The organism is Leptospira kirschneri serovar Cynopteri str. 3522 CT (assembly GCF_000243695.2).
In the GTDB taxonomy this organism is placed as follows: Bacteria; Spirochaetota; Leptospiria; order Leptospirales; family Leptospiraceae; genus Leptospira; species Leptospira kirschneri.
This window is the reverse complement of record NZ_AHMN02000004.1, coordinates 800,475-823,555: the sequence shown is the minus strand read 5'-3', so window position 1 is coordinate 823,555 and position 23,081 is coordinate 800,475. Positions and strand designations below refer to the sequence as shown.

The following is a 23,081-nucleotide window of genomic DNA, read 5'->3' as shown; positions in this document are numbered from 1 at the left end:
AATATACTTTGCGAGAACGGATTGATACGTTTCAATCCGTTCATTCACTTTTAATTTAAAATCGGTTCAGGAACTCTGTTTCTGACTGGCTTTAAAGATTTAAGATAAGCAAAAATATCTTTTAGTTCATCATCACTTAGAGGATTCATGTTTCCGATAAAAACACCGTTCATTGGAGGAAGAATTGGTCTACCTACCCCTAATCTTTTTTGAGTCCGAACCGTTTGGATAAACATATCTTCGGTCCAACCGCCGATACCGGTTTCAGGATCGGGGGTAATATTTTTTGCAAAACTAACTCCCCAAGGACCAACCACGGCAGTAAGATCTCCGGTAAACAAAAGCCAAGGAGAATTTTTATAGTTCTTATAATCCGGTAATTGATTTGTTTCTAAATATCCAGCTAAAAATTTAGAAGCGTCTGGCACCGGGCCTTGTGGAGTCATTATTTTTGCGGTATGACAATCTGTACATCCGGCGACCATTACCAATTTTTTACCTCGTTCAATGCGAGAACTATTTGACTTGTTATTTTGATTCGAACAGTTTATGAAAGTTAGAATCGCAAAGAGCAGAATTAAAATTGAAGAATGAATTTTTTTCATACATTTTCCCAATTGAATTTTATAAAGAATCGATACTTCTAAATGGAACCGTCTCTTTATCGTAAAGGGCAGGTTGAAGGATCTAAAAAAGAAATCTATCTAAAAATGGAAATTTAGAAACTTCAAGTTATGGTGAATAGCGGAATGATTCGATTCGATTTATAAATTAAGATTTCAAAACGTTAATCTTACTTTTATAAAGGCAAAGCCGCATCGTTTTCTAACAAAAAACATCAATTTGTTTTAGTTCCTACATTTTAAGATTTCACTGTAAAATCTAAATTCGTAATAGTTCCTACAAAACATTTTAGTTTAAAGAAATCTCTATAAAATCAATTTTTCACGGAAATGGCAGTTATAAAATAGTGATTTAGCTCAAAAATTTAAACGTAAGAGTTCTCATTTATAAAAATAGATTTCTCATTTTGAAACAAAATAGGCAGCCACCTTTACACTCTCTATATGCTAATTATACTTTTTCTAAAAATCAGATTCTATGAAATGAATATAAAAAAATACCCGGCGGGTTTTACTTTGCCGGGTATTTTTTTGGAAAGTGTAAAGTTTAAGCTAAAACTTTATTTTAAAGGTTTAAATTCCAGAGTAACCACTCCTCGGGTTGCGGATTTAACTTCCAAGGATTTAGTCGCTAAGAAAGAGAATCCTCTGTCTTTTTTGTAGACCAGTTCTTCTTGAAATAAAGAATCCTTACCTGGATAAATTACTTCCCACTCGGAACCATTCGTATCGGAAGTTCTTACGTTTACTTCTTTTGTCGCAGTAAACTCGGTTAGATCGTCTTTGAACTTAGTCGCTTCGTCTGCGTTTAGGCCAGTAAACTTCAGAACGATAGGATTGTTTTCAGTTAAATTAAACCATTCTTCTTTCAATTGATTGTTTACTTTTTTAGATACAGAAGCCGCCCATTCCGAAATCGCTTTTTCTCTAGAAACTTTTTGAGTAATATCTGCGCCTCTACCATCTGCGGTTCCACTATCTACGATCTTTCCGTCTCCCCAAAGAAGAACTACTTTATAAGTTCCTGTAGCTGCTGTGTTATAGATGGTTCTTTCTAAAGCTTTTCCATTTACAGAATCTAAAGGTTGTTGATCTTCCGTTTCTACGTTAGCTAAAACTAAAACTTCCGCCTGTAGAGCCTCTGCCAGAATTTTAATCAAAGGAGAACCTTCTACATTTTCAGAATCTACTTGAGTTTTATTTACTTTTTTAGCGGTGAGAGAAGGGTCGATGACTTTGTTTCCGTTCTTTTTCAGAGCCTTGATAATTTCAGCTTCACCGAAATTTCCAGGAGTTGCAGGAAAAACGGGAGCGCCTCCCACTTTACCGAGAACTAAAACGGCCACTCTAGGATTTCCAACATCTGCAAGAAGGTTGTCTACTGCAGTTGAGATTTTAGATTCTTCTACTTCACAACGAACGGTAAGTTTCAACATAGGTTGGGTATCGATCTTACCTTCTGCTTCGTCTATAATATCATAACTTTTGACAAATGCGTCCGTTTTAGAAAGTAGACTGGAACCTAAACTTTCCCCATCGGAAGCCTTACTTTTATTGCTGATTTCTTCTCCGATTACTTTGCGAACCGCGTTGATTTTTGCATCTTTTAATGCTCTTTGTTTAGCGATTTGTTTGTCCCCGTTATAAATAGGAGCTTCTCCGATTACGGTAACTTTATTACCTTCTTTTTCGTAGAATTCTTTCTTTTTACCACGAGTGGAACCGGAAGAACCGCAACTGATTGCGAAGGAAATAACTGCTAAGGCCGCGATGAGCCTGGTGGTAGGGAAACGATTCATTGTGTCGTTTTTCTCCTTGAAGAATAGGTTTGAGGGATTTTTTTAAACAAAATAGGAATTCTCGGATGTTCAACACAAAAATAAAGAAGAAATTCTTTCTCTCAGTTATTTTTTTTCTATTTCTACCATCGATTGCTTGTGCGGAAAAAAGTTTTCGTAAACATATCGCGGACTCAAAACTCATTCCTTCCGAAATCGAATTTTATTCTAACGTTCTTCCTGGACTTTCCGGAAAAAATGTAATTCTAATTACAAATCCATCCGGAATCGGAAGAAGTCCCGAAAGGATTTTAAGAGAATTTAAAAAACACGATGTAAAAATCAAACATCTGATCGGATTGGAACACGGATTTTTAGGACTCGAGGAGGACTTCAGTAAATCTCCGGTTACCGTGGATGAATTTTTTAATCTTCCGATCTATCATATCTATCGAGTCAAGAATGCAGAACTTCCGACGATTTTGAAAGGAGCCGACGCGATTCTTTTTGATGTGCAAGATATGGGGATGAGATGTTATACTTATCTAACCGTCTTAAAAAGAATTATGGACGGAATTCCGGATCCTGCAAATACGAGACTGATCGTATTGGATCACGTAAATCCCGCTCTTTATTTAAAAGGAAGAGGGGAAATGATCGATAAACGTTTTTTAAATTTTGCGGGAGAATTTCCTTCTCTTTTTTTCGGAGGTTTGACCTTGGGAGAATCGGCGGTTTATTATAACTCTGAATATTTAGATAAAAAGGTTCGTTTAGAAGTAATATCTCCTAAAAACGCAAAACGATCTTTTGATTGGGACAGAGAAGGAATTCCTTGGACTACACCTTCTCCTAATTTACCAACTGTGGATTCTGCGGTCAATTATTTGGGGCTTGTTTTGTTAGAAGGAGTGAACGTTTCTGTAGGAAGAGGTACTACCGCACCTTTTGTGTATTTCGGAGCGCCTTGGATGATGGAACCGGAAAAGTTAGCGGAGGAATTGAATCAAAATTCTGGTGGAGAGTATTATTATCAGACCGTGTTTTTTAAACCGGTGTTTGGTCCTTATAAAAATGAAATCTGTAGAGGATTGCGACTAACGGTGGTAAATCGAAAATACGATCCTTTGAAAATGGCGTTCCAGTTGATTTCCGTTCTAAAATCGAATTATAAAGAATTTAAATGGAGATCGTATCCGGATGGAACCTACAATATCGATTTTCTATGGGGAACGGAATCGTTTCGAAAAGCGATCGACTCCGGAAAAAAATACGATCAGTATGCGGAATATTTAAGTTCTATTGAGAAAGAATACAATGAAAAAATTAAAAAGTATTACCTCTATTAAAATTAGAGTTCGATTTAACGTTTTACTGCGAACCTTTTTCTATTTTATTGTATTCTTATTTTTGAATGTTTCCGTATCGGCGCAAAATTGGAAAGAGTATTCTCTGAGAGAACTGATCGGAAGATTGAAGTATTATACGTATGCAAAGGTCGCTCAGAGTCTGAGAAAAGAATATCTCACCGATCAGGAACAAATGTGGGAAGATTGGGATTGTGTGGTTCCTATTCCAGAGCTTCCTGGACCTTTTTTTTGTGGGCTTTTAAAACAACAGTTTCCGTCTGAATTAGAACCGGAAGTTTCCGTTCCGGAAATGGTGCCTCTGGAAAAACGTTCTGTGAGTCCGGTGCTTGCACTGAACCCTAATATAAAGGTATATAAGAATATTCAATTGTACTCAGGAACTACAATTTCCGGAAAAAATGTAGTAAAAATCAGTTCTGAGGAAGATTCGGGCGAATCTCTTCGTGCGTTTTATCTAAATAATGGACGACTGAGTCACTACGAGTTTAGAGACCGGATTATAGTATTTGATTGGTCCGGTTCTAAATTAAAGGCCATTTTGGATATAAAAGTGGATTCTATGTTTAGGCCACTTTCCGGAAGAGAAATCATACTTCCATGAAACCGATCGCTTCCGGTTTCCTACGAATGATGGATCATCAAGGAATCGATCCTGTTTCTTATATTTGGGTCACTGCGACCTACGATTCCGATTCTTCTGAAAAACAAAAACCAAATATTCAAGAAAATCCTAATATTCTAAACTACTTAGGTAAAAAAATAAGGTTAGAATTTACCGGAAAAATTCGTTGTGTATCTTGCGGAAGGATCACTAAAAAAAGTTTCAATCAGGGAAATTGTTTCACTTGTTTTCAGACATTGGCTGAGAATGATCTATGTATTTTAAGGCCGGATACTTGTCATTTTCATTTAGGAACTTGTAGGGAACCAGATTGGGGAGAAACACATTGTTTTATTTCTCATACGGTTTATCTTGCAAATAGTTCCGCGATTAAAGTGGGAATTACAAAAGAAAATCCGGTATCAAATCGTTGGGTGGATCAAGGAGCTGTACAAGGGATTCCACTTGTGGAAGTTATTTCTAGAAGAGATGCGGGAATTATAGAAAAAGAACTTTCTAAGATTTTGTCGGATCGAACCACTTGGCAAAAGATGGTATCGGGGGATCCAGAGCCGGTAGATCTCGTTTTTAAAAAGAAAGAATTTTTGAAAACGATCGAAGAACTGGATTTAGATCTGGATTATGTAATTTCCGATCAAGAGAATCCAACTTACATTCGTTATCCGATTCAGTCTTATCCAAAAAAAATACAATCTCTGGCTCCTGAAAAACATCCTGTGATCGAAGACGTTCTTACTGGGATCAAAGGACAATATCTTTTATTTTCATCCGGGGTCATCAACATACGCGCGTATGGTGGTTATGAATCTATTTTGAGTTCTGAATAGGTAGCTATTTTCCTAAAATCAGAACATTCAATTTCTTGTTGTTTGAAATTTGGGAATTCTATCAACTAACAATGAGAAGACGACTTGAAAACCCATTGAAATTAACTAAGGCGCACAATCTTGAGGGAACTCACAATCTGAAATTTCGAAAACTTTTCTATTGCTAAAATGTGAATCTAAAGTTTTTTAAAATTGTTTACAGAAAAAAAATGAAGTTATAACTTTTTCTTCGAATTGGAATCTTAAATTTTTATTCTTCTATTGATGAAACTTGAAACGGTTCAATTAAACATTGACACATTCTCGTTTGAGAATTTATATCGATGTCAATTATAACTTATCGATTGGATTTGTTTAAAAGAATGCGGGAACGGATCCTTTAAAAAGAAATAACGTAAAAATCTGCTATCAATCTTAGGTCTCTTGAAAAAAATACATCCGATGAAAAAAGTTTTTAGACGTTTTAGTATCGTTTTGTTTTTTTTAATGTTTTCCACATGTGGAGCCGTTATAGATTCCGTGGTCCCGATCGAATTGGACATCCAGATTGGAAAGTCGTTTTTAGAAAATGCAAAAAACGGCAAAGAGGGAATGCACGTCTTAAAAAATGCCGCTTTGGAAAAATATGTAAAGTCGGTTGCAGATAAAATTCTCAAATCGGATCAAATCCGATATAAAAAAGATTTTCCTTATAAAATTACGATTTTAGACGACGATGATACGATCAACGCGGTTTGTACGCCGGGAGGTTATATTTTTGTATATACTGGGCTTTTAAAACTTATTCAAGATGAGGCAACGTTAGCCGCAATATTGGCGCATGAAATTGCACACGCAGAAAAAAGGCATTCCATAAAACAGATCATTAGTTCTTTAGGAATTTATTTTACGATCTATATAGGGCTTACTATTTTTTTAGGATCAGACGCGGCGAGTTTGATCAATTTAGGTTCTAGAGTGGGAGGGGAAATTCTTACTTTGGCGAACAGTCGTTCTGCGGAAGCGGAAGCAGACTTTATGAGTTTTGAATATTTGAAAAATACAAAATACTATCCGGGCGCTTTGGAATCCTTTTTTGTTTTAATTGAAAAAAAGGAGAAAGAAGAAGGTGGAACCGTAGATAAACGAATGATTCAATTCTTGTCCACACATCCATTGAACGATGAAAGAATCGGAGAAAATCGTAAAAGACTGAATTCGATCGGAAACCCAAAGGCCACACCTGAAAATTTATATATGGAACGTTATCAAACTGCTATAAAACGTGCATTCGGATCCGATTAGATTTGGCCTCTGAAAAATCTTTTGATTCGTTTTTAGCTTGATCGCAAAAATGTCTATGATCATTCTTATGCGAAAGGTTTTTTGATGTTACACTTGACCACTCTTGATTTTCTTAAAAAGTTAGCGAAGAATAACAATAAGGTTTGGCTGGAGAAAAATAAGGAATCTTTTGTCAAAGCTAAAGAGGATTTTGAAAATTTAATTACGGAATTGATCGTAGGACTTGCTAAAATAAATCCGTTGCTTACGGGAGTGGATCCTAAAAAATGCATTTTTAGAATTTACAGAGACGTTCGTTTTTCCAAAAACAAAGAACCTTATAAAATTAATTTTGGCGCAAGTATAGGAGAGGTCGGAAAGGATTTAGGAAAACCTCTTTTTTACCTTCATGTTCAACCGAGAGGAGAATCTTTTCTAGCGGGTGGTCTCTACATGCCCGATTCTCCTACGTTAAAAAAGGTTCGAGAATATATATTAAAAAATTCTAATTTTTTAAAAAAGGTCGTTCAAGACAAAGAATTCTTAAAAGAGTTTGGCGGACTTTCGGATATGAAGTTAAAAACTTACCCGAAAGGATTTGCAAAGGATCATCCCGATCTAGAATGGATTCAATATACGAGTTATATTGTTGAAAAAAAACTAAAAGACGAAGAATTACTTTCAAAGTCTTTTATCAAAAATTCGATTCAGTCTTATAAAATACTACAGCCGTTTCTTATATATTTGAATAGATCCATTTCTTCTTGAGTTTTTAATGAGATGAATTGGATATTAAAAATTTGTTTTGTATATAGTAATAAGTGAAAATATAAATAAATATTAAGAAAATCGAATAGAGCTGATTATTGTTGTTAGCTCGTTGACTAAGTAATTGTGAGGCGTTTCATCACTGTTATATGTAAGAAGAATCATTCTTTTGCGATTTGCAATCATATATACCATCCAGAACCGATCTTCTTTCATAAATTCGCATGCCATGATCTTGCTGCCTTCTTCGTTATCAAACGAAGCGACTTTATCTTCGTCAAAATCGATTTCGTGAGTTTTTAAATATCTTTCTAGTTCTTCTCTGAGATCGTAATTTCCCGATTTGTTTTCAAATGCGTAAACTTGAAGAGCACCAGTTCCGTTTTCCTCGAAAAATGCTGGAATTCCTTCGATGACCATATGAACCCAATGCGCTGGGATTATCATAGAATACCATCCGTTGGGTGAGTTATAGAGTTTGTATTCTGGCGCTTTAGACATGAAGAATCCTTTACCAGAATCTTTTCCAGGATTTTTCAAGCAAGCAGCTTCTATTTCTTGACATTTCAGAATTTCCAATATTTTTAATTCTGTGATTGCAATACTCAAGAATCGTAGAAGTCCGTTCTACTTGGCGACTACGTTCTTAATTCTATTATTGTTTGCATTGTTTGCTTCTACGCTCGCTTTTATTTTTACGGGCGTTTTGATCTTGATCCTTTTGATCCATCCTCTACTTTTAAATTGGATCGGAAAATTATACGGACAAGAAGACATCGCCGACGAAGTTCATTTTGCTAAAACCAAGGACGGATGGAATTTGGCTCTTCACAGACATGTTCCGATTCAACCGAATCCTCAATTAGCGCCTGTGTTGGTGGTTCATGGGATTGCTACTAATAAGTTCGTGATAGATCTAGATCGAAGACATTCCCTGCCTTATTATTTGAAACTTAGGGGATACGACGTATTTGCGGTTTCTCTTCGAGGTTGTGGAAGGTCTTATCATGAAAGTCCTACGCGTTATGAGGATTTCACGTTCGATGACATCGTAAAATACGATGTTCCGGCTATGATTGAAAAGGTGAAAAAAATTACCGGTTCCGATAGGATTTCGTATGTAGGCCATTCTATGGGGGCGATGATTTTATATTCGCATTTTTGCATATCCGAACATAAAAAAGACGTAGAAGACATTGCCGCCTTTGTATCGTTAGGTGGACCAGGAAACCTAAATCATATTGGAATTACTCTAATAGGAATACTTTCCAGATTTCCGCGTGCGAGAAAAATGTTGGATCTTAAATTCGGGGCTTCCATTCTAGCACCATTGGCCGGGGAACTTTATACGCCGATTGACGAAATTTTATATAACCCTAAGACAACTTCCTCCAAAACAGTTAAGAAAATTATGAAAAACGCAATTGAAAACGTTTCGGACGGAGTTACGGAACAGTTTATGCGTTGGATAGAAACGAAACAGATGCATTCTCTCAATGGGTTTTATGATTACGTTCAACTTCAAAAAAAAATTTCCGTACCTTCTTTGTTTATTGCCGGAGAAAAGGACGTGATTGCAACTCCCGAATCCGTTCGTTCTGTGTATGAAAATTCAAGTTCTAAGAAAAAAGAATTTAGGGTGATTTCAAAGATAAACGGAGCTTCCGACGATTACGGTCACGCTTGTCTTGTAATGGGTGATCGTGCGGAAGACGACGTATTTCAATACGTGGAATCTTTTTTGAAAAAACACGGACTCAGAGATCAACCGGGGATCGGAATCAAGATCAAAGAGGGAATTCTTTCCGCTTTGTTTAGGTTTCGCAATTAGATCTTCACTTAAGAACTGCATATAACTTTAATAAGATTTTTGTCTGTTCTAAAAATGGAAATTTGATAAAAAAGATTTAGGAAATCTAACTGTTTTATTACTACTTGAATTCACTCTTTATTTCAAAAAATACCTTGAAAAGATGTTATACTACTCGGATCTATATAATAAAATTCTAATCTAATAATTTACGTTTTAATTTATAGAAAGAAAATAGGGTGAATCTGGCGTAGTCGGACCACACTTTTTAGCTTCAGTCAATAAATTGTATGAAAAAAACGTAATACGGTGTTTAGTCTTAAGTTACAATTTGTTATAGAACGCGATTCGTGGAGAGTGTTCTGCTGAGTTTTTCTACGCTTCAATCGCTTTCGTATTGGGTTCTATTGAACTTACGTGAAACGACATATCTAGATACTCAATTTGATAGAAATGACTAAAGTCCGGAGCTTTTCTTCGACTGAGTTTAATACTCTTTGAATTTTGACTGTAGGAGCAATTTACTGGGTTTTTAGGTTGTTTTGTTGTACGGCCGTAATTCTGATAAATTGATCTTGCGATCCAAATAAGATGCAGGGTATTTAAGAATCTGTTTCAGAGAAATTTTAGAGTACAGATAATAATGATCGATAAATTGAATTTCGAACGTTCTAAGAATTTTTTGCTAGTCGACTCATTGAAGACCAGACTTGTCTCCAACAAATTTAATAAACCTAGTCCACAAATTTTCTTCATGATTACGATCTATTTGCAAATTTCGTTCCATGTTCGAAGATTGATATTACATGGATTTGATCCTTCTATTGATTTTGGAAGCGTTGGCAAAAGTGTCGAGAAGTAAATTCTATTTCGGGATTTACGTTGACGGATTCCATTTCGGTCACAAATTAGATGTATGAGCCATTTTGCAGGCCGAATTCTTAAGCTCTTTGTTTTTGTAACGATTTTATTACTTTCTAATTGTTTCGACTATGAGGAAACACTCACCATCAATCATGATTTTTCTGGAACATTAGAAGTTGCTTATGTAGTTCCTACTCGTAGAAATTCGGATGAATCTCTCATCAAGTTTCTTCCCACTCAGAAGGATGAAATTTTAGGAAGATTGAATAAAGGTTTTTTCTCTAGAAATGTTTCGTTAAAGGATTATACGTATCAAAAAATCGTAATTCCGGAAACGGACCCGAGTTTATTTCGAGAAAAGGCGAAAGTTTATTATAAGGTGGAATTTCAAGATCTTTCTCAAATTGAAGACGCGATGCTTGGAAAGGTTCAGGTTCGTAAAAAAGGAAATACTCTTTATGTTAAAAGGGAAATTCCTATGATTAGTCGTTCACCTGAAACTCTCAAAAAAGATGGAGAAAAAAAGATTTATTCGGAAACCCTTCGTTTATTGCGTACAAGTTCTATTTTATTTAAGGTAAATTTTCCGATAGCTTCTATCTGTAGATCCAATAGAGGCGACGTAAATTTGGGAAAACTCAGTTATCGTTTACCTCTTACAGAGACGATCGAAAAAACCGGAAATAATTCCTGGGATTATAGGATTACTGTAATTTATTGATTTTTTGTGAGATCATATAATTAAGTATATTTTTATATTATATTTATTTAGCACGAGTTCAATGTAAGAAATTTTTGATTCATTTTTCTGAAAAAGTTGGAAGTTGCAGATCGATTCTTAAATGTGGGAACTACCACAAATCACAATTTTACGAATCAATTCTAAAATTGTAGGAACTCATACTTTTGGAAAAATTCTCCTTATTTTTTACTTCGAGCTCGTGTTATAGAATAGAGTTTTGTTGAAAAATTTCATGTAGAGTTTAGTGAAACTGCTTCAATGTAACGGAAGCTGATTGAGAATTCATTTTTCAATAACCCTGCTTCTGAACGGATTTATCTAAAAATTCGTAACATTCTATTCTATAGGGTCGTGGTTTCACAAAAATGTGGGAACTATTACAATTGTGATTTTACAAATGAGTTTTGGAAATGTAGGAACTCATACGAAAATTTAACTACATTAGAATTGCTCGAAAGTTCGCAAATTACCAAATAAAACCTAATTTGTAGGAACTACTGCATTTTATTAAAAATTATCGCGTAAAATTCTTTGAGGTTTTAAGACAAGTTTTTAGTAATTCAACATAATAATAATCAATGCATCGCTTCTGCAGATCGCGTTTGAAACTCAGCAAAACGCTCTCTACCATAACTAACCCCACAAGTTGAATAGGATTTTAGAATCAAAATAACTCAACACAACGCTCTCTACGGATCGCGTTGTGGGATCAAAAACGCACGTTTTTCAAGTGTTCCGACAAGTATGAGATTTTTTACTTGCAAAAAGTATGTTTTTCTAATAGAGACAAGTCCCCAAGCCTTTTTCTTCTTCCCAAAATTATGAAAAACTCATGCATTGCTCTCTATAAATCACTTGTAGGTGTAAGTTTTACAGAGGATTTGTCGTAAATTTATATTGAGATCCAAATACTTGTGGGGTTTGTTATGGCTCTCTATGGATCGCGTTTGAAACTCAGTAAAACGCTTTCCTACGGGTCGCGTTTTAGGTCGTTTGACGAATCACGTTCTATAACAAATTGAAACTAGAAGCGATACATTATATAGAGTTTCTTGCATACAATTGAACGCGGTTCGGTTGCCTGTGGCAAGCCGGATGCCTGGCTTTTTTACGTCCTGCTCACGTTATTTAAAACAAGTTTCTGCAAAATCGATTCCTCTGAGTCTCGAAATTGATTCTTCAAAAAATTCTAAATCAAGTTTTTATAAAAGATTTAATCGGCTGCATTTTTCTCTAAAAAGTAAAAATCCTTTTTGATCTTCTTCCGTAATTTTATAATGAAGTTCTTTTGTAAGATATTCCCGGACTAAACTCGAAGAAAGTCTGGATTCATGAGAAATGATTTCTTCTATTTGAGAAATTCCATATTCTAAAGATTGAATGAAGATAGAATCGTCTAATTTTAAGGATTTTTTACTCGCCCAAAGAGCAAATATAAAACCGAGTCCTGTGAGTTCGTTCCACCACTGAGCTAGGTCTTTGACCTCGTAAAATTCTGGATTCCATTTTGCCAAAAGAGCATTGTCTCCAAATAACATGTGTGAACCGATTCCATTTGAAATTTTTTTCTGAATCAGTTTTGAATCGGTAGGTTCTACGTAGGGAATCAAACCACTTTCTTCATAAATTAAAACTCGGATAAGGGCTACGCTCGTTTTAGATCCGTTGTCCGTTAGAATTTGTTTAGGAGGAAAGTTTTCTCTTTTATTTTTAAAAAAAAGAATGGATCTTACCTTTTCTCGAGCGCAGACTCCGGTGCCATAATACGTGTTTAGGACTCGATCGTTTCGAATACATTCGATCGAAGAAATCAATCCTAAATCAATGGTTCCGTTTAATAGATAATCTTTTAAAATAGCGGGATTTTCCGGAACAATTTCGTGTTTCTTATTTTTTTCGAATCCCCAGGTTAATGGTCTTGCGTTTAGATGTTTAACGATTCCAATCTTCAACGGTTTTCTCTTTCTAAAAACTCCAATAAAATCGGATAATCTGAGTTTGCCAAATACAGAATTGCACAGTGATTGGCTGCTGGAACAGCGGCTCCTTCTAAAAAAAACAATTCTTCTCCGATTACAAAATAATGAATTTCTCTCGAATCTAAAAACGATTTTACGATGGAAAGTAACATTGGGTCTGCTGTTTCCCAGCGAGCCGAAAAATCGTCTTCATTTTCTTGTTGGTTTTTTTCAAAAGGTTCCATAAAAAGTTTCAAAAAACGCAACGTTTGAATTCCATTTTTTATACCGTCTCATTTTATCAACGGTTTTCAACTAGAAAGTTTTTATCGATTCGAAATGATAGGGTTAAAATTGAGAAAAGTTACAAAACGATTTTTTAATTCATATCTTGAAAATCTAAATTTCTAACTCTTGACAGAGGACTCGGTTTTTTATAAACCATTTCAGAATATGACAGAAAGCCAATTCGGAATAACTACGATTTCGGACGAGGAATTTCAATTCGTCAAATCCCTCATGTACAAAGAAACCGGGATCTTTCTTGCAGATCATAAAAAGATCATGGTTCAATCCAGACTCAACGGAAGAGCAAAACATTTCGGTTTAAAAAACGTTTCTGAATATATAGGAAAACTCAGGGCAGATCACGGATTTTTTAACAGTGAACTTACTGAACTCATCAATCGAATTACTACTAACAAAACGGATTTTTTTCGGGAGAATCATCATTTCGAGTTTTTAAGAGATACTTTTTTTCCTTCTATAGAAGAGAAGGCGGCAAAAAATGGAAAGAAAATTCTCAGAATTTGGTCTAGCGCGTGTTCAACGGGAGAAGAACCCTATACGATTGCAATTACATGTTTAGAATATTTTGCATTTAAACCGGGATGGGACATTAAAATTTATGCATCCGATATAGATACGAATGTGATCAATACCGCCAAGGAAGGAATTTATAAAGAGGATCGTCTCCAACCTGTGGACGATAAACTCAAAAATAAGTACTTTGTCAAACATAAAGACCCAGAAAGAGGAGAATTGACATATCACGCAAAACCACAGCTTAAAAATCTGATCGATTTTAGAAAGGTGAATCTTTTGGAAACTCCTTATCCAATTCCTGAAAAGATGGATTGTGTGTTTTGTAGAAATGTGATCATTTACTTCGATAAACCGACTCAAAAAAAGATATTCGAAAATTTTGAAACCGTTTTAAAGGATCGAGGACTACTTATAATTGGGCATTCGGAGACCTTATTTGGAATTTCGGAGAGTTATAAATTTTTAGGTCATACGGTTTATCAGAAAAAACCTGTGGTCTGATTTTAAAATGAAGAGGACTTGATCTTTTTGTTCGAAAATCTGATCTTTTAAAAGTTCTATTATAAAATTAGATTTGTGTTATTCAGATCTATAACATCGTATCCAATATTTTAAGTAAAAGAAGAAAACAATCCACATCCCGTTTTTATTTCTTTTTATACAATTCAGCTTATCGATGATTGAAACGTTTGCAAAAAATTTCTATGAAAATTCTTTCCAGATTCGGATCCATTCCTTTTGCATTTCATAAGGTTCGTAAATTACAATTCTTGAATTTGCTAATACGTCTAAAAATCCGGCTTCGTTTGGGAATCTAGGAACGATGTGTTCGTGAATATGGGGAATCGAACCTCCCGAATTTTTACCTAGATTATAACCTAAGTTAAAACCCTGAACGTTCCAAAGTTTTTTTAAAATCGAAATTGCTTTTACAGTTCCTTCGTGAATTTCGATTGCTTCTTCCCTGGTTAGTTCTTCGTAGGAAAGTATATGACGTTTTGGAAAAACGATTAGATGTCCGGGATTATAAGGATAAAGATTCACCGAAACGATCGTAAAATCGGTTTCTGCAACGATTAGATTAGGAACTTCCGGATCCTTTCTACAGATTCCACAAAGAATACAATCTACATCCGGTCTTTTTCCTCTCGCATAATCTAGTTTGTGAATGGAAAAAAGATTTTTCCTTGGTTCGTCCCATTGTGTAGAATTTGAATCTTCCATACACACTAAATTATTTGAATCTTCTTTTGTGTCAAAAGATTAGCGAACGTTCGTAAAACTTGAATAGGTTTTTAAAACCTATTCAAGTGTTTTCGTTGTAAATTTGACGTGTAAGTTTACTTTTCCGGAAAAAAATAAAAATGTAGGAACTCATACTTTTTAACTTTCAAAAACGAAAAGATTGAAGTAGAACTCTGAAAATGTGGGAACTCATACTTTTTAACTTTCAAAAACGAAAAGATTGAAGTAGAACTCTGAGAATGTAGGAACTCATACTTTTTAACTTTCAAAAACGAGAAAATTGAAATAGGACTCTGAGAATGTAGGAACTCATACTTTTTAACTTTCAAAAACGAAAAGATTGAAATAGGACTCTGAGAATGTAGGAACTCATACTTTTTAACTTTCAAAAACGAAAAGATTGAAATAGGACTCTGAGAATGTAGGAACTCATACTTTTTAACTTTCAAAAACGAAAAAATTGAAGTAGAACTCTGAAAATGTGGGAACTCATACTTTTTAACTTTCAAAAACGAAAAGATTGAAGTAGAACTCTGAGAATGTAGGAACTCATACAAAGTAAACTGTCAGATTCAATTTTTGAGAATTTGTACAGATTCCCAAAATTTGAATCTGACTACAATTTTCATGAACCAGAGTCATAGAGGAATCTCCTTGCAGGGTCATCACTTTAGAAAAGAATGGAACTAGTTTGGAACCGGTTCATTATTCAGTTCAAGGAAAGGAAATTCTTCAAATTTTTAGGGAGAATTTTCAAAAAGAAGATCCAGTATTATTTTTAGATGGAACCGCAGGAGAAGGCGGGCATAGTTTTTTATTTTTAAAAGAATTTCCCAAGTCCAGAATTATACTTTGTGACAGAGATCCGGTCATGCTTTCGAGGGCGCTTGCAAGACTTTCCGATTTTTCAGAAAGAATTGTTTCGATTCAGACAAACTTTTCCGAGATCGATCAAAATCTTTTAAACTCCTATGGAATCGATCAAACTCCACAGGGAATTTTATTGGATCTTGGAATTTCCACATTTCATCTTTTTCATTCGGGAAGAGGTTTTAGTTTTCGAGAATCAGAACTTTTAGATATGAGACTCAATCCAAACAGTGGAAAGAGTGCGGAAGAAATTCTGAATACATATCCTAAAGACAGATTGATGAATTTATTTTACACGTATGGAGAAGAGAGATGGTCCAAAAAAATTGCAGAAGTGATTGTAGAAACTAGAAAACAAAATTCGATTTCAACTACTTCTGAACTTGCAAATTTGATTTCTAAAATAATTCCTCGAAAATTTTGGCCGCCCGGAAGACATCCAGCGACTCGAATCTTTCAAGCGCTTCGGATTGAAGTCAATCAAGAGTTGGCTCATATCGAAAAGGGACTCAAGCTACTTTTGGATCTTTTAAGTTTTGGAGGTGTAATACAAGTAATTTCGTTTCATTCTCTCGAAGATAGAATCGTTAAAAATTCTTTTAGAGATTATGCAAAACAAAACGGATTTGAACTTCTTACTAAAAAACCGATCCTTCCTTCCGAAGAGGAAATCAATGAGAATCCTGCTTCTCGTTCTGCAAAATTGAGAGTGCTTAGAAAAACAAAATCGGTCGATAAAAAATATAGAAATAAAAGTTTCGAAGAAGAGGAAGAATAAAAATAAATGTCGTCGTTTCTAAAACATTCCGTTTGGAAAGATCTCTGGACTTTATTTTTGAATTTAGGAAAAGTGATTCTTTTTTTAAGTTTATTCTTTCTTTATGTTTGGCAGAACGTTCAAGTCGCCAGGCTCAACAGAGAAATAGGAATTGCTACGAATGAAAAAATCAAACAGATCAAAAAAAACGACGATTTAAAAATTGGAGTCGCCACTTATACTTCTGCAAGAAGAATCGAAACTCTTTATAGAAAAACATACAACTATCTTCCTATCACAGTGGGGGATAGAATTATCACCTTAAATTTGCCTCCCGAAAAAAACGAAGATGAAAATGAAGTTAACCAGTCTTCTCCTTAAATTCCCAGAACTCAAGTTAAGGTCTTATCCTTCCGAAAAAAATCCGAATTCAATTGAAATTGAATATATTCAGTCTGATTCTAGAAAGACGAACGAAAACGATATATTTTGTGTAGCCGATTCTATCGGTTCCAAAAAGAAAGAATTTATTTCCAACACAAAAGCTTCCCTAATTTTACTACGAACCGATTCAAACGTTGTGAATGATTCTTTAGAAGTTATGAATTCTTCCAAAGTTTTTTTGGAATGTGAAACGGATCCCGAACAGCTACAAGGCGAAATCGCTTCTTTTCTTTTAGGAAATCCTTCTAAAGATCTAGAAATTGTAGCCGTAACCGGAACAAACGGTAAAACTTCTTTAACGAATATTCTATTTTCGTTAGCAAAAGACCAAGGAATCAACTGTGGATTGATCGGAACAATTGGAGTTAAGTTCGGAGATAGAGTGATAGACACAGGTTATACGACACCGGATGCTTCTTCTCTCAACTTAATTCTCAAACAGATGAAGGAAGAAGGGATCACTACCGTTTTTATGGAAGCAAGTTCCCACGGTCTCAAACTAGGTAGGATGAACGGAATTTCTATAAGGGCGGGAGTATTCACGAATCTTACCCAGGATCACTTAGATTTTCATTCCGATATGGAAGATTATTTTGAAAGTAAGTTTCGTCTTTTTGAAATTTTGGATTTTTCTAAATCTGCTTTTGCCGTTTTGGATTACTCTGCGCCAAATGGTAGTAAACTTTATCATAAAATTCTAAATCGATTTCCAGACCTACCAATAAATGTATTAGATGGTATTGATAAGAAATGGAAAGTAAACGACATTTCTTTAAACTTACAAGGTACTTACTACACTTTAAATTTACCCGAGAACCGGAAACAAAAGATCTCAACCAATCTGCTTGGTTCGTTTAACGTTCGAAATACGGCTCTCGCGTTTTTGACCGGAGTTGGTATAGGTTTGGATTTAGAAAAGATGTCTAACTCTCTGAAAAAAATTCCTCAGATTCCTGGAAGATTTCAGATCGTTTATAGTAGAGATCGTTCCAGGATGGCGGTGGTGGATTACGCACATACTCCGGACGCGCTCGAAAATATAATCCGAAGTGTAAGAGATTCTCAGCCTAAACGTTTGATTACTTTATTTGGATGTGGAGGAGATCGGGATAGAACCAAACGTCCTAAAATGGCTCGAATCGCTGAAGAACTTTCCGATCAGGTGATCTTGACTTCCGATAATCCTAGAACGGAAAAACCGGAGACGATTTTAGATGAAATTCAAACTGGGTTTTCCTCTGACTTTGTTCCACTTTTACGGGAAGTAGATCGTGCAAAAGCAATTGCAGAAGGGATTTCTTGTTTACCCGAAGGAGGATGTTTACTTGTGGCCGGTAAAGGACACGAGGAATACCAGATCATCGGAAAGGAAAAACGTCATTTCAGCGACGTGGAAGAAGTTCAAAAAGCGTTCGGGCTTTTTTAGAAATTTTCCGATACAAAAAAAGAATACTCCGTTTTTTGAAAACAGGACAGGTAAAATGTTTTATTATCTTTATGATCTTTATTTCAATCATCTAGACTCACTTCGAATTTTCAGTTATGTTACTTTTAGGGCCTTGATGGCCGGTTTGACTTCTATGTTAGTTACGTTTTGGTTCGGACATAAGATCATCGACTTTTTATACGGATTAAAATTTAGAGAGTCCGTTCGAGACGACGGTCCAAAATCTCACGAAGTTAAAAAAGGAACGCCTACGATGGGAGGACTTTTGATCATTGGTTCTCTTTTGATTTCGGTTTTACTCTGGGGAAATTTAAAAAATCCGAATGTGATTTTACTTTCCGTATTTTCCCTTTTTTTTTCCGCGTTGGGTTTTGCGGACGATTACATGAAATCCGTAAAAAAGATCAAAGGTGGAATGAGGGCTAGAACTAAGTTTATCCTTTCGATTTTGATTTCTTTTGTTTTTTGTATATTATTTTTTTATTATACAGGAGCGACTGGTCAAACCGGTAAGATCTCTTTTCAACTTACAGATTTATTTTTTCCTTTTGTCAAAGGGCCCGTAATTGCGTTAGGTATAATTGCGATTCCTTTTTCGATTCTTGTTATCATAGGTTCTTCTCACGCTGTGAATTTGACGGACGGACTTGATGGTCTTGCGACAGGAACCGTTTTGATTTCAGTGATGACTTTAGGAATCATTGCTTATTTTTCCGGAACTCCTATCGTAGCGAACTATTTGAACATTCCTTATCTTCCGGGTGCACACGAATATTCCGTGTTTCTTTCCGCGCTCACGGGTGCACTTTTCGGTTTTTTATGGTTCAACGCGCATCCCGCTCAAGTGTTTATGGGTGATACCGGTTCTTTGTTTTTAGGAGCGACACTCGGGATGATAGTGATTCTTTTGAAGAAGGAGATTTTACTTTTAATCTTGGGAGCGATTTTTGTGAGCGAGGCTCTTTCGGTGATACTTCAAGTAGGTTCGTTTAAACTGACCGGAAAAAGGATTTTTAAGATGGCTCCGCTTCATCATCATTTTGAGTTAGGTGGATTGAAGGAAACTAAGATAGTGATTCGTTTTTGGATCATTGCGGTCATTTTGGCGATAATATCTCTGTCCACTTTGAAAATTCAATGATCGACTTTATCATAAGAAAGTGGAGAGAGTTTTGGCTTCCCGGCAAGAATTCCTTAGACGTTCTTTTGATCGTGACGATTTTTATTCTTTTATTTATCGGACTCTGCGTTATGTATTCTTCTTCGAGTATCACCGCTTGGAGAGAGTTTAAGGATTCCGAATATTTTTTAAAAAAACAAACGATTTGGATCTGTGTGGGATTGGTTTTCTTTTTTTTCTTTTCCCTATTTCCTTATCAAAAACTCGAAAAACTAGCGTTAGTCGGAATTATTTTGGCGATTGGTCTTTTGGTTCTGGTTTTTATTCCTGGAATTGGAAAATCCGTTTCTACGTATTATGGAAGAAACTTTCACAGATGGATTGCCATAGGGCCGTACCAACTACAACCTTCCGAGGTGGCTAAGGTGGCGGTTCTTGTTTACTTAGCTTCTCTCTTTCAAAAATTGAAATTAGAAATTACTCCGAATTATAAAAAACTTCTAATACCTATTTTACTTCTTCTAACGGTGATCGTGTTGATTCTTGTAGAACCGGCGTTTGGAACTACACTCGAAATTCTATTTGTCATTTTAGGTTTTATCTTTTTATTCGGATTTCCATTTCGAAACCTGCTCATTGCAGGAATTGTTTCGCTTCCGTTAATTTACATTTTGATCGATCGTGTAGGTTATCGAAAGAAAAGGGTGGAGGTTTGGTTAGATCCGTATCGGTATCGTTTTGACGAAGGTCATCAGCTTGTGACTTCGTTTCGAGCGTTTTTAGACGGAGGATGGTTCGGAAATAAATTGGCGTCCGGTTATGCACACAGATATTTAACTTATAGTCATACCGACTTCGTACTCGCTACGTTTGTCGAAGATTTTGGTTTTATTGGATTTATAACTTTTATTTTTTTGGTTCTACTTTTATTGTTCCGAAGTTTTTATCTAATCCAGAAAGTTCAAGATCCGTTCGGATTTTATTTAGGAGCGGGAATTTTGATCGTTTTAGGAACCCAGTTTATCATCAATATGTTTGTGGTAACTGGAATTTTTCCGATTACCGGAATCAGTTTGCCGTTTGTGAGTTACGGAGGATCTTCGATTTTGATTGTGTTGATTTCTCTCGGAATTCTTGTCAATATTACTCGAAAGGAAAATCTGGGACTATGAGATCGATTGTAATCGCGGCCGGTGGAACCGGAGGACATATTTCACCTGGAGTTGCACTTGCGGAAGTGTTGACCGAACTGAAAGAAAAAATCGGATATGAAAATTTATATTTATATTCTTTGGTTCGTAATAAAAATAACCCGGATTTAGAACAGTCTCCTTGTCCGGTTTTATGGCATAATCTTCCGCCTCTTTCCAGTAATTTTTTTCTGTTTCCCATCCGATATGCTATCCAGATTATAAAGACTTTTATTATATTCAAAAAACTAAATGTAGATGTGGTTATAGGAATGGGAGGATATTCCACGGTATCTTCTATACTCTACGGAATATTTTTTAGAAAAAAAATTTATCTGTGTGAACAGAATACAATTCCGGGAAACGTAAATCGATTGTTTTTCCGATTTGCGAGCAAAGTGGCGTTTAGTTTACCACCTAAAAATTCTAAAATTCCATGCAATTATCAAGTGTTGGGAAATCCTCTCCGAAAAAAAACGATTCCTAAAATGTCTCTTAAATTTTTTGAAAAATATGATACTAAAAAAAAGAAACAATTTAACGTGCTTGTGATGGGAGGAAGTCAAGGTGCGAGGCAGATTAATAATATTGTAATCGCTTTGATGGGTCATGAGGAAATCAACAAGAAGTTTCGATTTAGGGTGCTGACCGGTTCGGCTCTTTACGAAGAGGTTTCTAAAAAGTCAAAAAAGGACGCGGAGCTTATCTCTTATTCGGATAATATGAAGGAACACTATGAATGGGCGAACTTTGTCATTGCTCGTTCCGGCTCGGGAGTTCTTTCTGAGTGTGCCGCGTTTGCATTGCCAATGATTTTAATACCTTATCCTTATGCAAAAGACGATCACCAAATGGCGAACGCAAAATATTTTGAACTCAATGGGGCGGCGATCGTAATCGATCAAAAAGACGAGGATGAGTCTCATTTATTTCGTGTACTAGATCAAATGGCGAATAATGTCGATTTGTTAAACGACATGTCGATCAGTTCTCTTGAATGTTCTCACGTGGACGCTTCTAAAGACACGGCTAAATACTTTTTTTCTCTCGATTGAAGATGGATCCAAAATCTTTTCAAAAACCGTTCTTTTTGGGAATCGGTGGCTCCGGAATGTCTTCTCTTGCTTTTTTACTTTTGAGCAAAGGTTTTGAGGTAAGTGGGTACGACGGTAAAAATTCCGGAGTTGTAGAAAAATTGATTTCAAATGGAGCAAGAATATTCCATAAATCTGATATTCTAGAAGTGGAAAATTACAGTATGGCTGTCTATTCTTCCGCGATCCGATTAGATAGTCATCCTTTGGTGAAAAAGTTCAGAGAAAAAGGAATTCCTTTGATTCATCGATCGGAGCTACTTCATAAAATTATGTCGGAGAAAAAACAAATTTCAGTTGCGGGTTCACATGGAAAAACGACTACAACTGCGATGACAGCGTTCTTATTAGAAAAGTGTGGAATGTCACCGTCCGTAATGGTGGGAGGAGAAGTTGCGTTTTTAGGCGGTAAAGGCGGCGTATGGGGAAAGGGAGAATGGGGGGTATTTGAATCGGACGAATCGGATGGAACATTTAACAATCATTATGCGGAAATGAGAATTCTTACCAATGTGGACGAAGATCATCTAGATTATTATCAAACTAGAGAAAATTTGTTAAACGCGTTTGCGAGTTATATGCAAGGCGCGTCCAGAAGATTGATTTTAAATTTAGACGATATAGGAATTAGAGATTCCATCAAACTTGTACACGATCATTCTAAAATATTAGGATTTTCTAAATCTAAAAACCCAGACGAATTTATGGACGGTTTGTCTCGACATTTGGAAAAACCAAAAGATGATTCAGAAAAATCGGATATTATTGAAACTGAAAAAAATTCTGAAGTTTTGTACAGCGTCGATTCAGATAAAATTGTATATTACACAATACGATCGGGTTTTTTGCATTTTTATTTTCAAAAAAAAGAATATTCTTTTTCTCTAAAATATCCGGGCGAACACTACTTAAAAAACGCTTTGGCCGCAATTCTTGCCTGTTTGGAAACTGGAATTCCTCTTTCTGACTTGGTTTCTAAAATTTCAGAATATTCAGGCGTAAATAGAAGGCTTGAATATTTAGGAAGTAAAAACGGGATCGAAGTTTATGACGATTATGGCCATCATCCCACTGAAATCAAAGCAGTAATACAGTCTATGGAAGAATTAAAAAAAGAAGGAAGGGCGGTCATATTATTTCAACCACATAGATATACTAGGACACAAAATCTTTATAAAGAGTTTGCGGAAAGTTTAGATTCGGGTGAGATCGTGTTTCTTTTGCCGATTTATTCCGCGGGAGAAGATCCTATCTATGGAGTTAAAGCGGAACTCATCGCAGATTTTATGAAGGTTCCTGCAAAAATTCTTTCTAAAGAAATTTCGGAAGGAGTTCTCGCATTGAAAAGTTTTTTAAAACCTGGGGATAAATTAGTCACCCTAGGAGCGGGTAACGTAAGAGACTGGGGTTTGGCTTTTTTAAAAGATTAAATTGTATTTAATAAATTACTGATTAAAGTAAGAG

The 23,081-nt window shown here is 35.6% G+C and carries 21 protein-coding genes; 15 read left to right on the top strand and 6 right to left on the bottom strand.

Going from position 1 to position 23,081, the window contains the following annotated elements:
* Positions 1-50: 50 nt before the first annotated feature.
* On the bottom strand, positions 51-605 hold the full coding sequence (locus LEP1GSC049_RS0205040) for a c-type cytochrome (protein WP_016748750.1): 555 nt from the start codon (positions 603-605) through the stop codon (positions 51-53).
* Between the two features lie 578 nt (positions 606-1,183).
* On the bottom strand, positions 1,184-2,422 hold the full coding sequence (locus LEP1GSC049_RS220610; protein ID WP_004752320.1) for a lipoprotein LipL46: 1,239 nt from the start codon (positions 2,420-2,422) through the stop codon (positions 1,184-1,186).
* Between the two features lie 65 nt (positions 2,423-2,487).
* On the opposite strand from LEP1GSC049_RS220610, the gene LEP1GSC049_RS220615 reads away from it, so the two are divergent.
* The 5 genes from LEP1GSC049_RS220615 (at position 2,488) to LEP1GSC049_RS220635 (ending at position 7,251) form a co-directional block, all read left to right on the top strand.
* Positions 2,488-3,750 carry an exo-beta-N-acetylmuramidase NamZ family protein gene (locus LEP1GSC049_RS220615; RefSeq protein WP_004752174.1) on the top strand — a complete coding sequence of 421 codons (1,263 nt, stop codon included), beginning with the start codon at positions 2,488-2,490 and terminating at the stop codon, positions 3,748-3,750.
* Positions 3,719-4,372 carry an LIC_11883 family protein gene (locus LEP1GSC049_RS220620; protein WP_004752502.1) on the top strand — a complete coding sequence of 218 codons (654 nt, stop codon included), beginning with the start codon at positions 3,719-3,721 and terminating at the stop codon, positions 4,370-4,372. Before LEP1GSC049_RS220615 ends, LEP1GSC049_RS220620 begins: the two co-directional genes overlap by 32 nt.
* Positions 4,369-5,220, top strand: a complete 852-nt coding sequence (locus tag LEP1GSC049_RS220625; protein ID WP_004752376.1) for a DUF2797 domain-containing protein — start codon at positions 4,369-4,371, stop codon at positions 5,218-5,220. The genes LEP1GSC049_RS220620 and LEP1GSC049_RS220625 overlap by 4 nt, the downstream gene beginning before the upstream one ends.
* Positions 5,221-5,661: 441 nt before the next feature.
* Entirely contained in the window at positions 5,662-6,504 is an 843-nt protein-coding gene (locus LEP1GSC049_RS220630; protein WP_004758877.1) for a M48 family metalloprotease, read from the top strand.
* Positions 6,505-6,588: 84 nt separating this feature from the next.
* Entirely contained in the window at positions 6,589-7,251 is a 663-nt protein-coding gene (locus LEP1GSC049_RS220635; protein WP_004767359.1) for a DUF2461 domain-containing protein, read from the top strand.
* A gap of 72 nt (positions 7,252-7,323) precedes the next feature.
* Here LEP1GSC049_RS220635 and LEP1GSC049_RS220640 read toward each other — a convergent pair whose 3' ends face one another.
* Complete coding sequence (locus tag LEP1GSC049_RS220640; RefSeq protein WP_004751869.1) at positions 7,324-7,860, bottom strand: hypothetical protein; 537 nt, start codon at positions 7,858-7,860, stop codon at positions 7,324-7,326.
* Between LEP1GSC049_RS220640 and LEP1GSC049_RS220645 the strand changes: the two genes are divergently transcribed.
* Positions 7,844-9,082: an alpha/beta fold hydrolase gene (locus LEP1GSC049_RS220645; RefSeq protein ID WP_025178551.1), complete on the top strand. Its 1,239-nt coding sequence runs from the start codon at positions 7,844-7,846 to the stop codon at positions 9,080-9,082. The two genes, LEP1GSC049_RS220640 and LEP1GSC049_RS220645, sit on opposite strands and share 17 nt — an antisense overlap.
* 895 nt (positions 9,083-9,977) lie before the next feature.
* A complete protein-coding gene (locus LEP1GSC049_RS220650; protein WP_004752200.1) occupies positions 9,978-10,646 on the top strand; it encodes an LIC11874 family lipoprotein in 669 nt (222 codons plus the stop codon).
* 1,223 nt (positions 10,647-11,869) lie between these two features.
* Here LEP1GSC049_RS220650 and LEP1GSC049_RS220655 read toward each other — a convergent pair.
* Together LEP1GSC049_RS220655 and LEP1GSC049_RS220660 are read right to left on the bottom strand one after the other, a co-directional pair.
* A complete protein-coding gene (locus LEP1GSC049_RS220655) occupies positions 11,870-12,619 on the bottom strand; it encodes a menaquinone biosynthetic enzyme MqnA/MqnD family protein (protein ID WP_004752660.1) in 750 nt (249 codons plus the stop codon).
* Positions 12,616-12,891 carry a hypothetical protein gene (locus LEP1GSC049_RS220660; protein WP_004752388.1) on the bottom strand — a complete coding sequence of 92 codons (276 nt, stop codon included), beginning with the start codon at positions 12,889-12,891 and terminating at the stop codon, positions 12,616-12,618. Before LEP1GSC049_RS220660 ends, LEP1GSC049_RS220655 begins: the two co-directional genes overlap by 4 nt.
* 187 nt (positions 12,892-13,078) lie before the next feature.
* On the opposite strand from LEP1GSC049_RS220660, the gene LEP1GSC049_RS220665 reads away from it, so the two are divergent.
* A complete protein-coding gene (locus tag LEP1GSC049_RS220665) occupies positions 13,079-13,951 on the top strand; it encodes a CheR family methyltransferase (protein WP_004752600.1) in 873 nt (290 codons plus the stop codon).
* Positions 13,952-14,152: 201 nt separating this feature from the next.
* Here the strand turns inward: LEP1GSC049_RS220665 and LEP1GSC049_RS220670 are convergent, their stop codons facing one another.
* Positions 14,153-14,674: an HIT family protein gene (locus tag LEP1GSC049_RS220670; RefSeq protein WP_004751757.1), complete on the bottom strand. Its 522-nt coding sequence runs from the start codon at positions 14,672-14,674 to the stop codon at positions 14,153-14,155.
* Positions 14,675-15,386: 712 nt separating this feature from the next.
* On the opposite strand from LEP1GSC049_RS220670, the gene rsmH reads away from it, so the two are divergent.
* From rsmH to murC, 7 genes are read left to right on the top strand one after another with little or no spacing between them, the layout of a single operon-like run.
* Positions 15,387-16,343: a 16S rRNA (cytosine(1402)-N(4))-methyltransferase RsmH gene (gene rsmH / locus LEP1GSC049_RS220675; protein ID WP_004751949.1), complete on the top strand. Its 957-nt coding sequence runs from the start codon at positions 15,387-15,389 to the stop codon at positions 16,341-16,343.
* 6 nt (positions 16,344-16,349) lie between these two features.
* Complete coding sequence (locus LEP1GSC049_RS220680) at positions 16,350-16,703, top strand: hypothetical protein (RefSeq protein ID WP_004766268.1); 354 nt, start codon at positions 16,350-16,352, stop codon at positions 16,701-16,703.
* Positions 16,672-18,192, top strand: coding sequence for a UDP-N-acetylmuramoyl-L-alanyl-D-glutamate--2,6-diaminopimelate ligase (locus LEP1GSC049_RS220685; protein ID WP_025178552.1), 1,521 nt, complete (start codon positions 16,672-16,674; stop codon positions 18,190-18,192). Before LEP1GSC049_RS220680 ends, LEP1GSC049_RS220685 begins: the two co-directional genes overlap by 32 nt.
* A gap of 55 nt (positions 18,193-18,247) precedes the next feature.
* On the top strand, positions 18,248-19,354 hold the full coding sequence (gene mraY / locus LEP1GSC049_RS220690; protein ID WP_004752710.1) for a phospho-N-acetylmuramoyl-pentapeptide-transferase: 1,107 nt from the start codon (positions 18,248-18,250) through the stop codon (positions 19,352-19,354).
* A complete protein-coding gene (locus tag LEP1GSC049_RS220695; protein WP_016560508.1) occupies positions 19,351-20,505 on the top strand; it encodes an FtsW/RodA/SpoVE family cell cycle protein in 1,155 nt (384 codons plus the stop codon). Before mraY ends, LEP1GSC049_RS220695 begins: the two co-directional genes overlap by 4 nt.
* Positions 20,502-21,578 carry a UDP-N-acetylglucosamine--N-acetylmuramyl-(pentapeptide) pyrophosphoryl-undecaprenol N-acetylglucosamine transferase gene (locus LEP1GSC049_RS220700; protein WP_004751765.1) on the top strand — a complete coding sequence of 359 codons (1,077 nt, stop codon included), beginning with the start codon at positions 20,502-20,504 and terminating at the stop codon, positions 21,576-21,578. Before LEP1GSC049_RS220695 ends, LEP1GSC049_RS220700 begins: the two co-directional genes overlap by 4 nt.
* Positions 21,579-21,580: 2 nt before the next feature.
* Entirely contained in the window at positions 21,581-23,047 is a 1,467-nt protein-coding gene (gene murC, locus LEP1GSC049_RS220705; protein WP_004758708.1) for a UDP-N-acetylmuramate--L-alanine ligase, read from the top strand.
* Positions 23,048-23,081 lie beyond the last annotated feature (34 nt).

Bases quoted from the DNA above. Each gene is read 5' to 3' on its own strand.
- murC (WP_004758708.1), top strand. From the start codon at position 21,581: ATGGATCCAAAATCTTTTCAAAAACCGTTCTTTTTGGGAATCGGTGGC.
- LEP1GSC049_RS220695 (WP_016560508.1), top strand. From the start codon at position 19,351: ATGATCGACTTTATCATAAGAAAGTGGAGAGAGTTTTGGCTTCCCGGC.
- LEP1GSC049_RS220665 (WP_004752600.1), top strand. From the start codon at position 13,079: ATGACAGAAAGCCAATTCGGAATAACTACGATTTCGGACGAGGAATTT.
- mraY (WP_004752710.1), top strand. From the start codon at position 18,248: ATGTTTTATTATCTTTATGATCTTTATTTCAATCATCTAGACTCACTT.
- LEP1GSC049_RS220620 (WP_004752502.1), top strand. From the start codon at position 3,719: ATGAAAAAATTAAAAAGTATTACCTCTATTAAAATTAGAGTTCGATTT.
- LEP1GSC049_RS0205040 (WP_016748750.1), bottom strand. From the start codon at position 605: ATGAAAAAAATTCATTCTTCAATTTTAATTCTGCTCTTTGCGATTCTA.
- LEP1GSC049_RS220635 (WP_004767359.1), top strand. From the start codon at position 6,589: ATGTTACACTTGACCACTCTTGATTTTCTTAAAAAGTTAGCGAAGAAT.
- LEP1GSC049_RS220615 (WP_004752174.1), top strand. From the start codon at position 2,488: ATGTTCAACACAAAAATAAAGAAGAAATTCTTTCTCTCAGTTATTTTT.
- LEP1GSC049_RS220685 (WP_025178552.1), top strand. From the start codon at position 16,672: ATGAAAATGAAGTTAACCAGTCTTCTCCTTAAATTCCCAGAACTCAAG.
- LEP1GSC049_RS220650 (WP_004752200.1), top strand. From the start codon at position 9,978: ATGAGCCATTTTGCAGGCCGAATTCTTAAGCTCTTTGTTTTTGTAACG.
- LEP1GSC049_RS220700 (WP_004751765.1), top strand. From the start codon at position 20,502: ATGAGATCGATTGTAATCGCGGCCGGTGGAACCGGAGGACATATTTCA.
- LEP1GSC049_RS220625 (WP_004752376.1), top strand. From the start codon at position 4,369: ATGAAACCGATCGCTTCCGGTTTCCTACGAATGATGGATCATCAAGGA.
- LEP1GSC049_RS220670 (WP_004751757.1), bottom strand. From the start codon at position 14,674: ATGGAAGATTCAAATTCTACACAATGGGACGAACCAAGGAAAAATCTT.
- LEP1GSC049_RS220610 (WP_004752320.1), bottom strand. From the start codon at position 2,422: ATGAATCGTTTCCCTACCACCAGGCTCATCGCGGCCTTAGCAGTTATT.
- LEP1GSC049_RS220630 (WP_004758877.1), top strand. From the start codon at position 5,662: ATGAAAAAAGTTTTTAGACGTTTTAGTATCGTTTTGTTTTTTTTAATG.
- LEP1GSC049_RS220680 (WP_004766268.1), top strand. From the start codon at position 16,350: ATGTCGTCGTTTCTAAAACATTCCGTTTGGAAAGATCTCTGGACTTTA.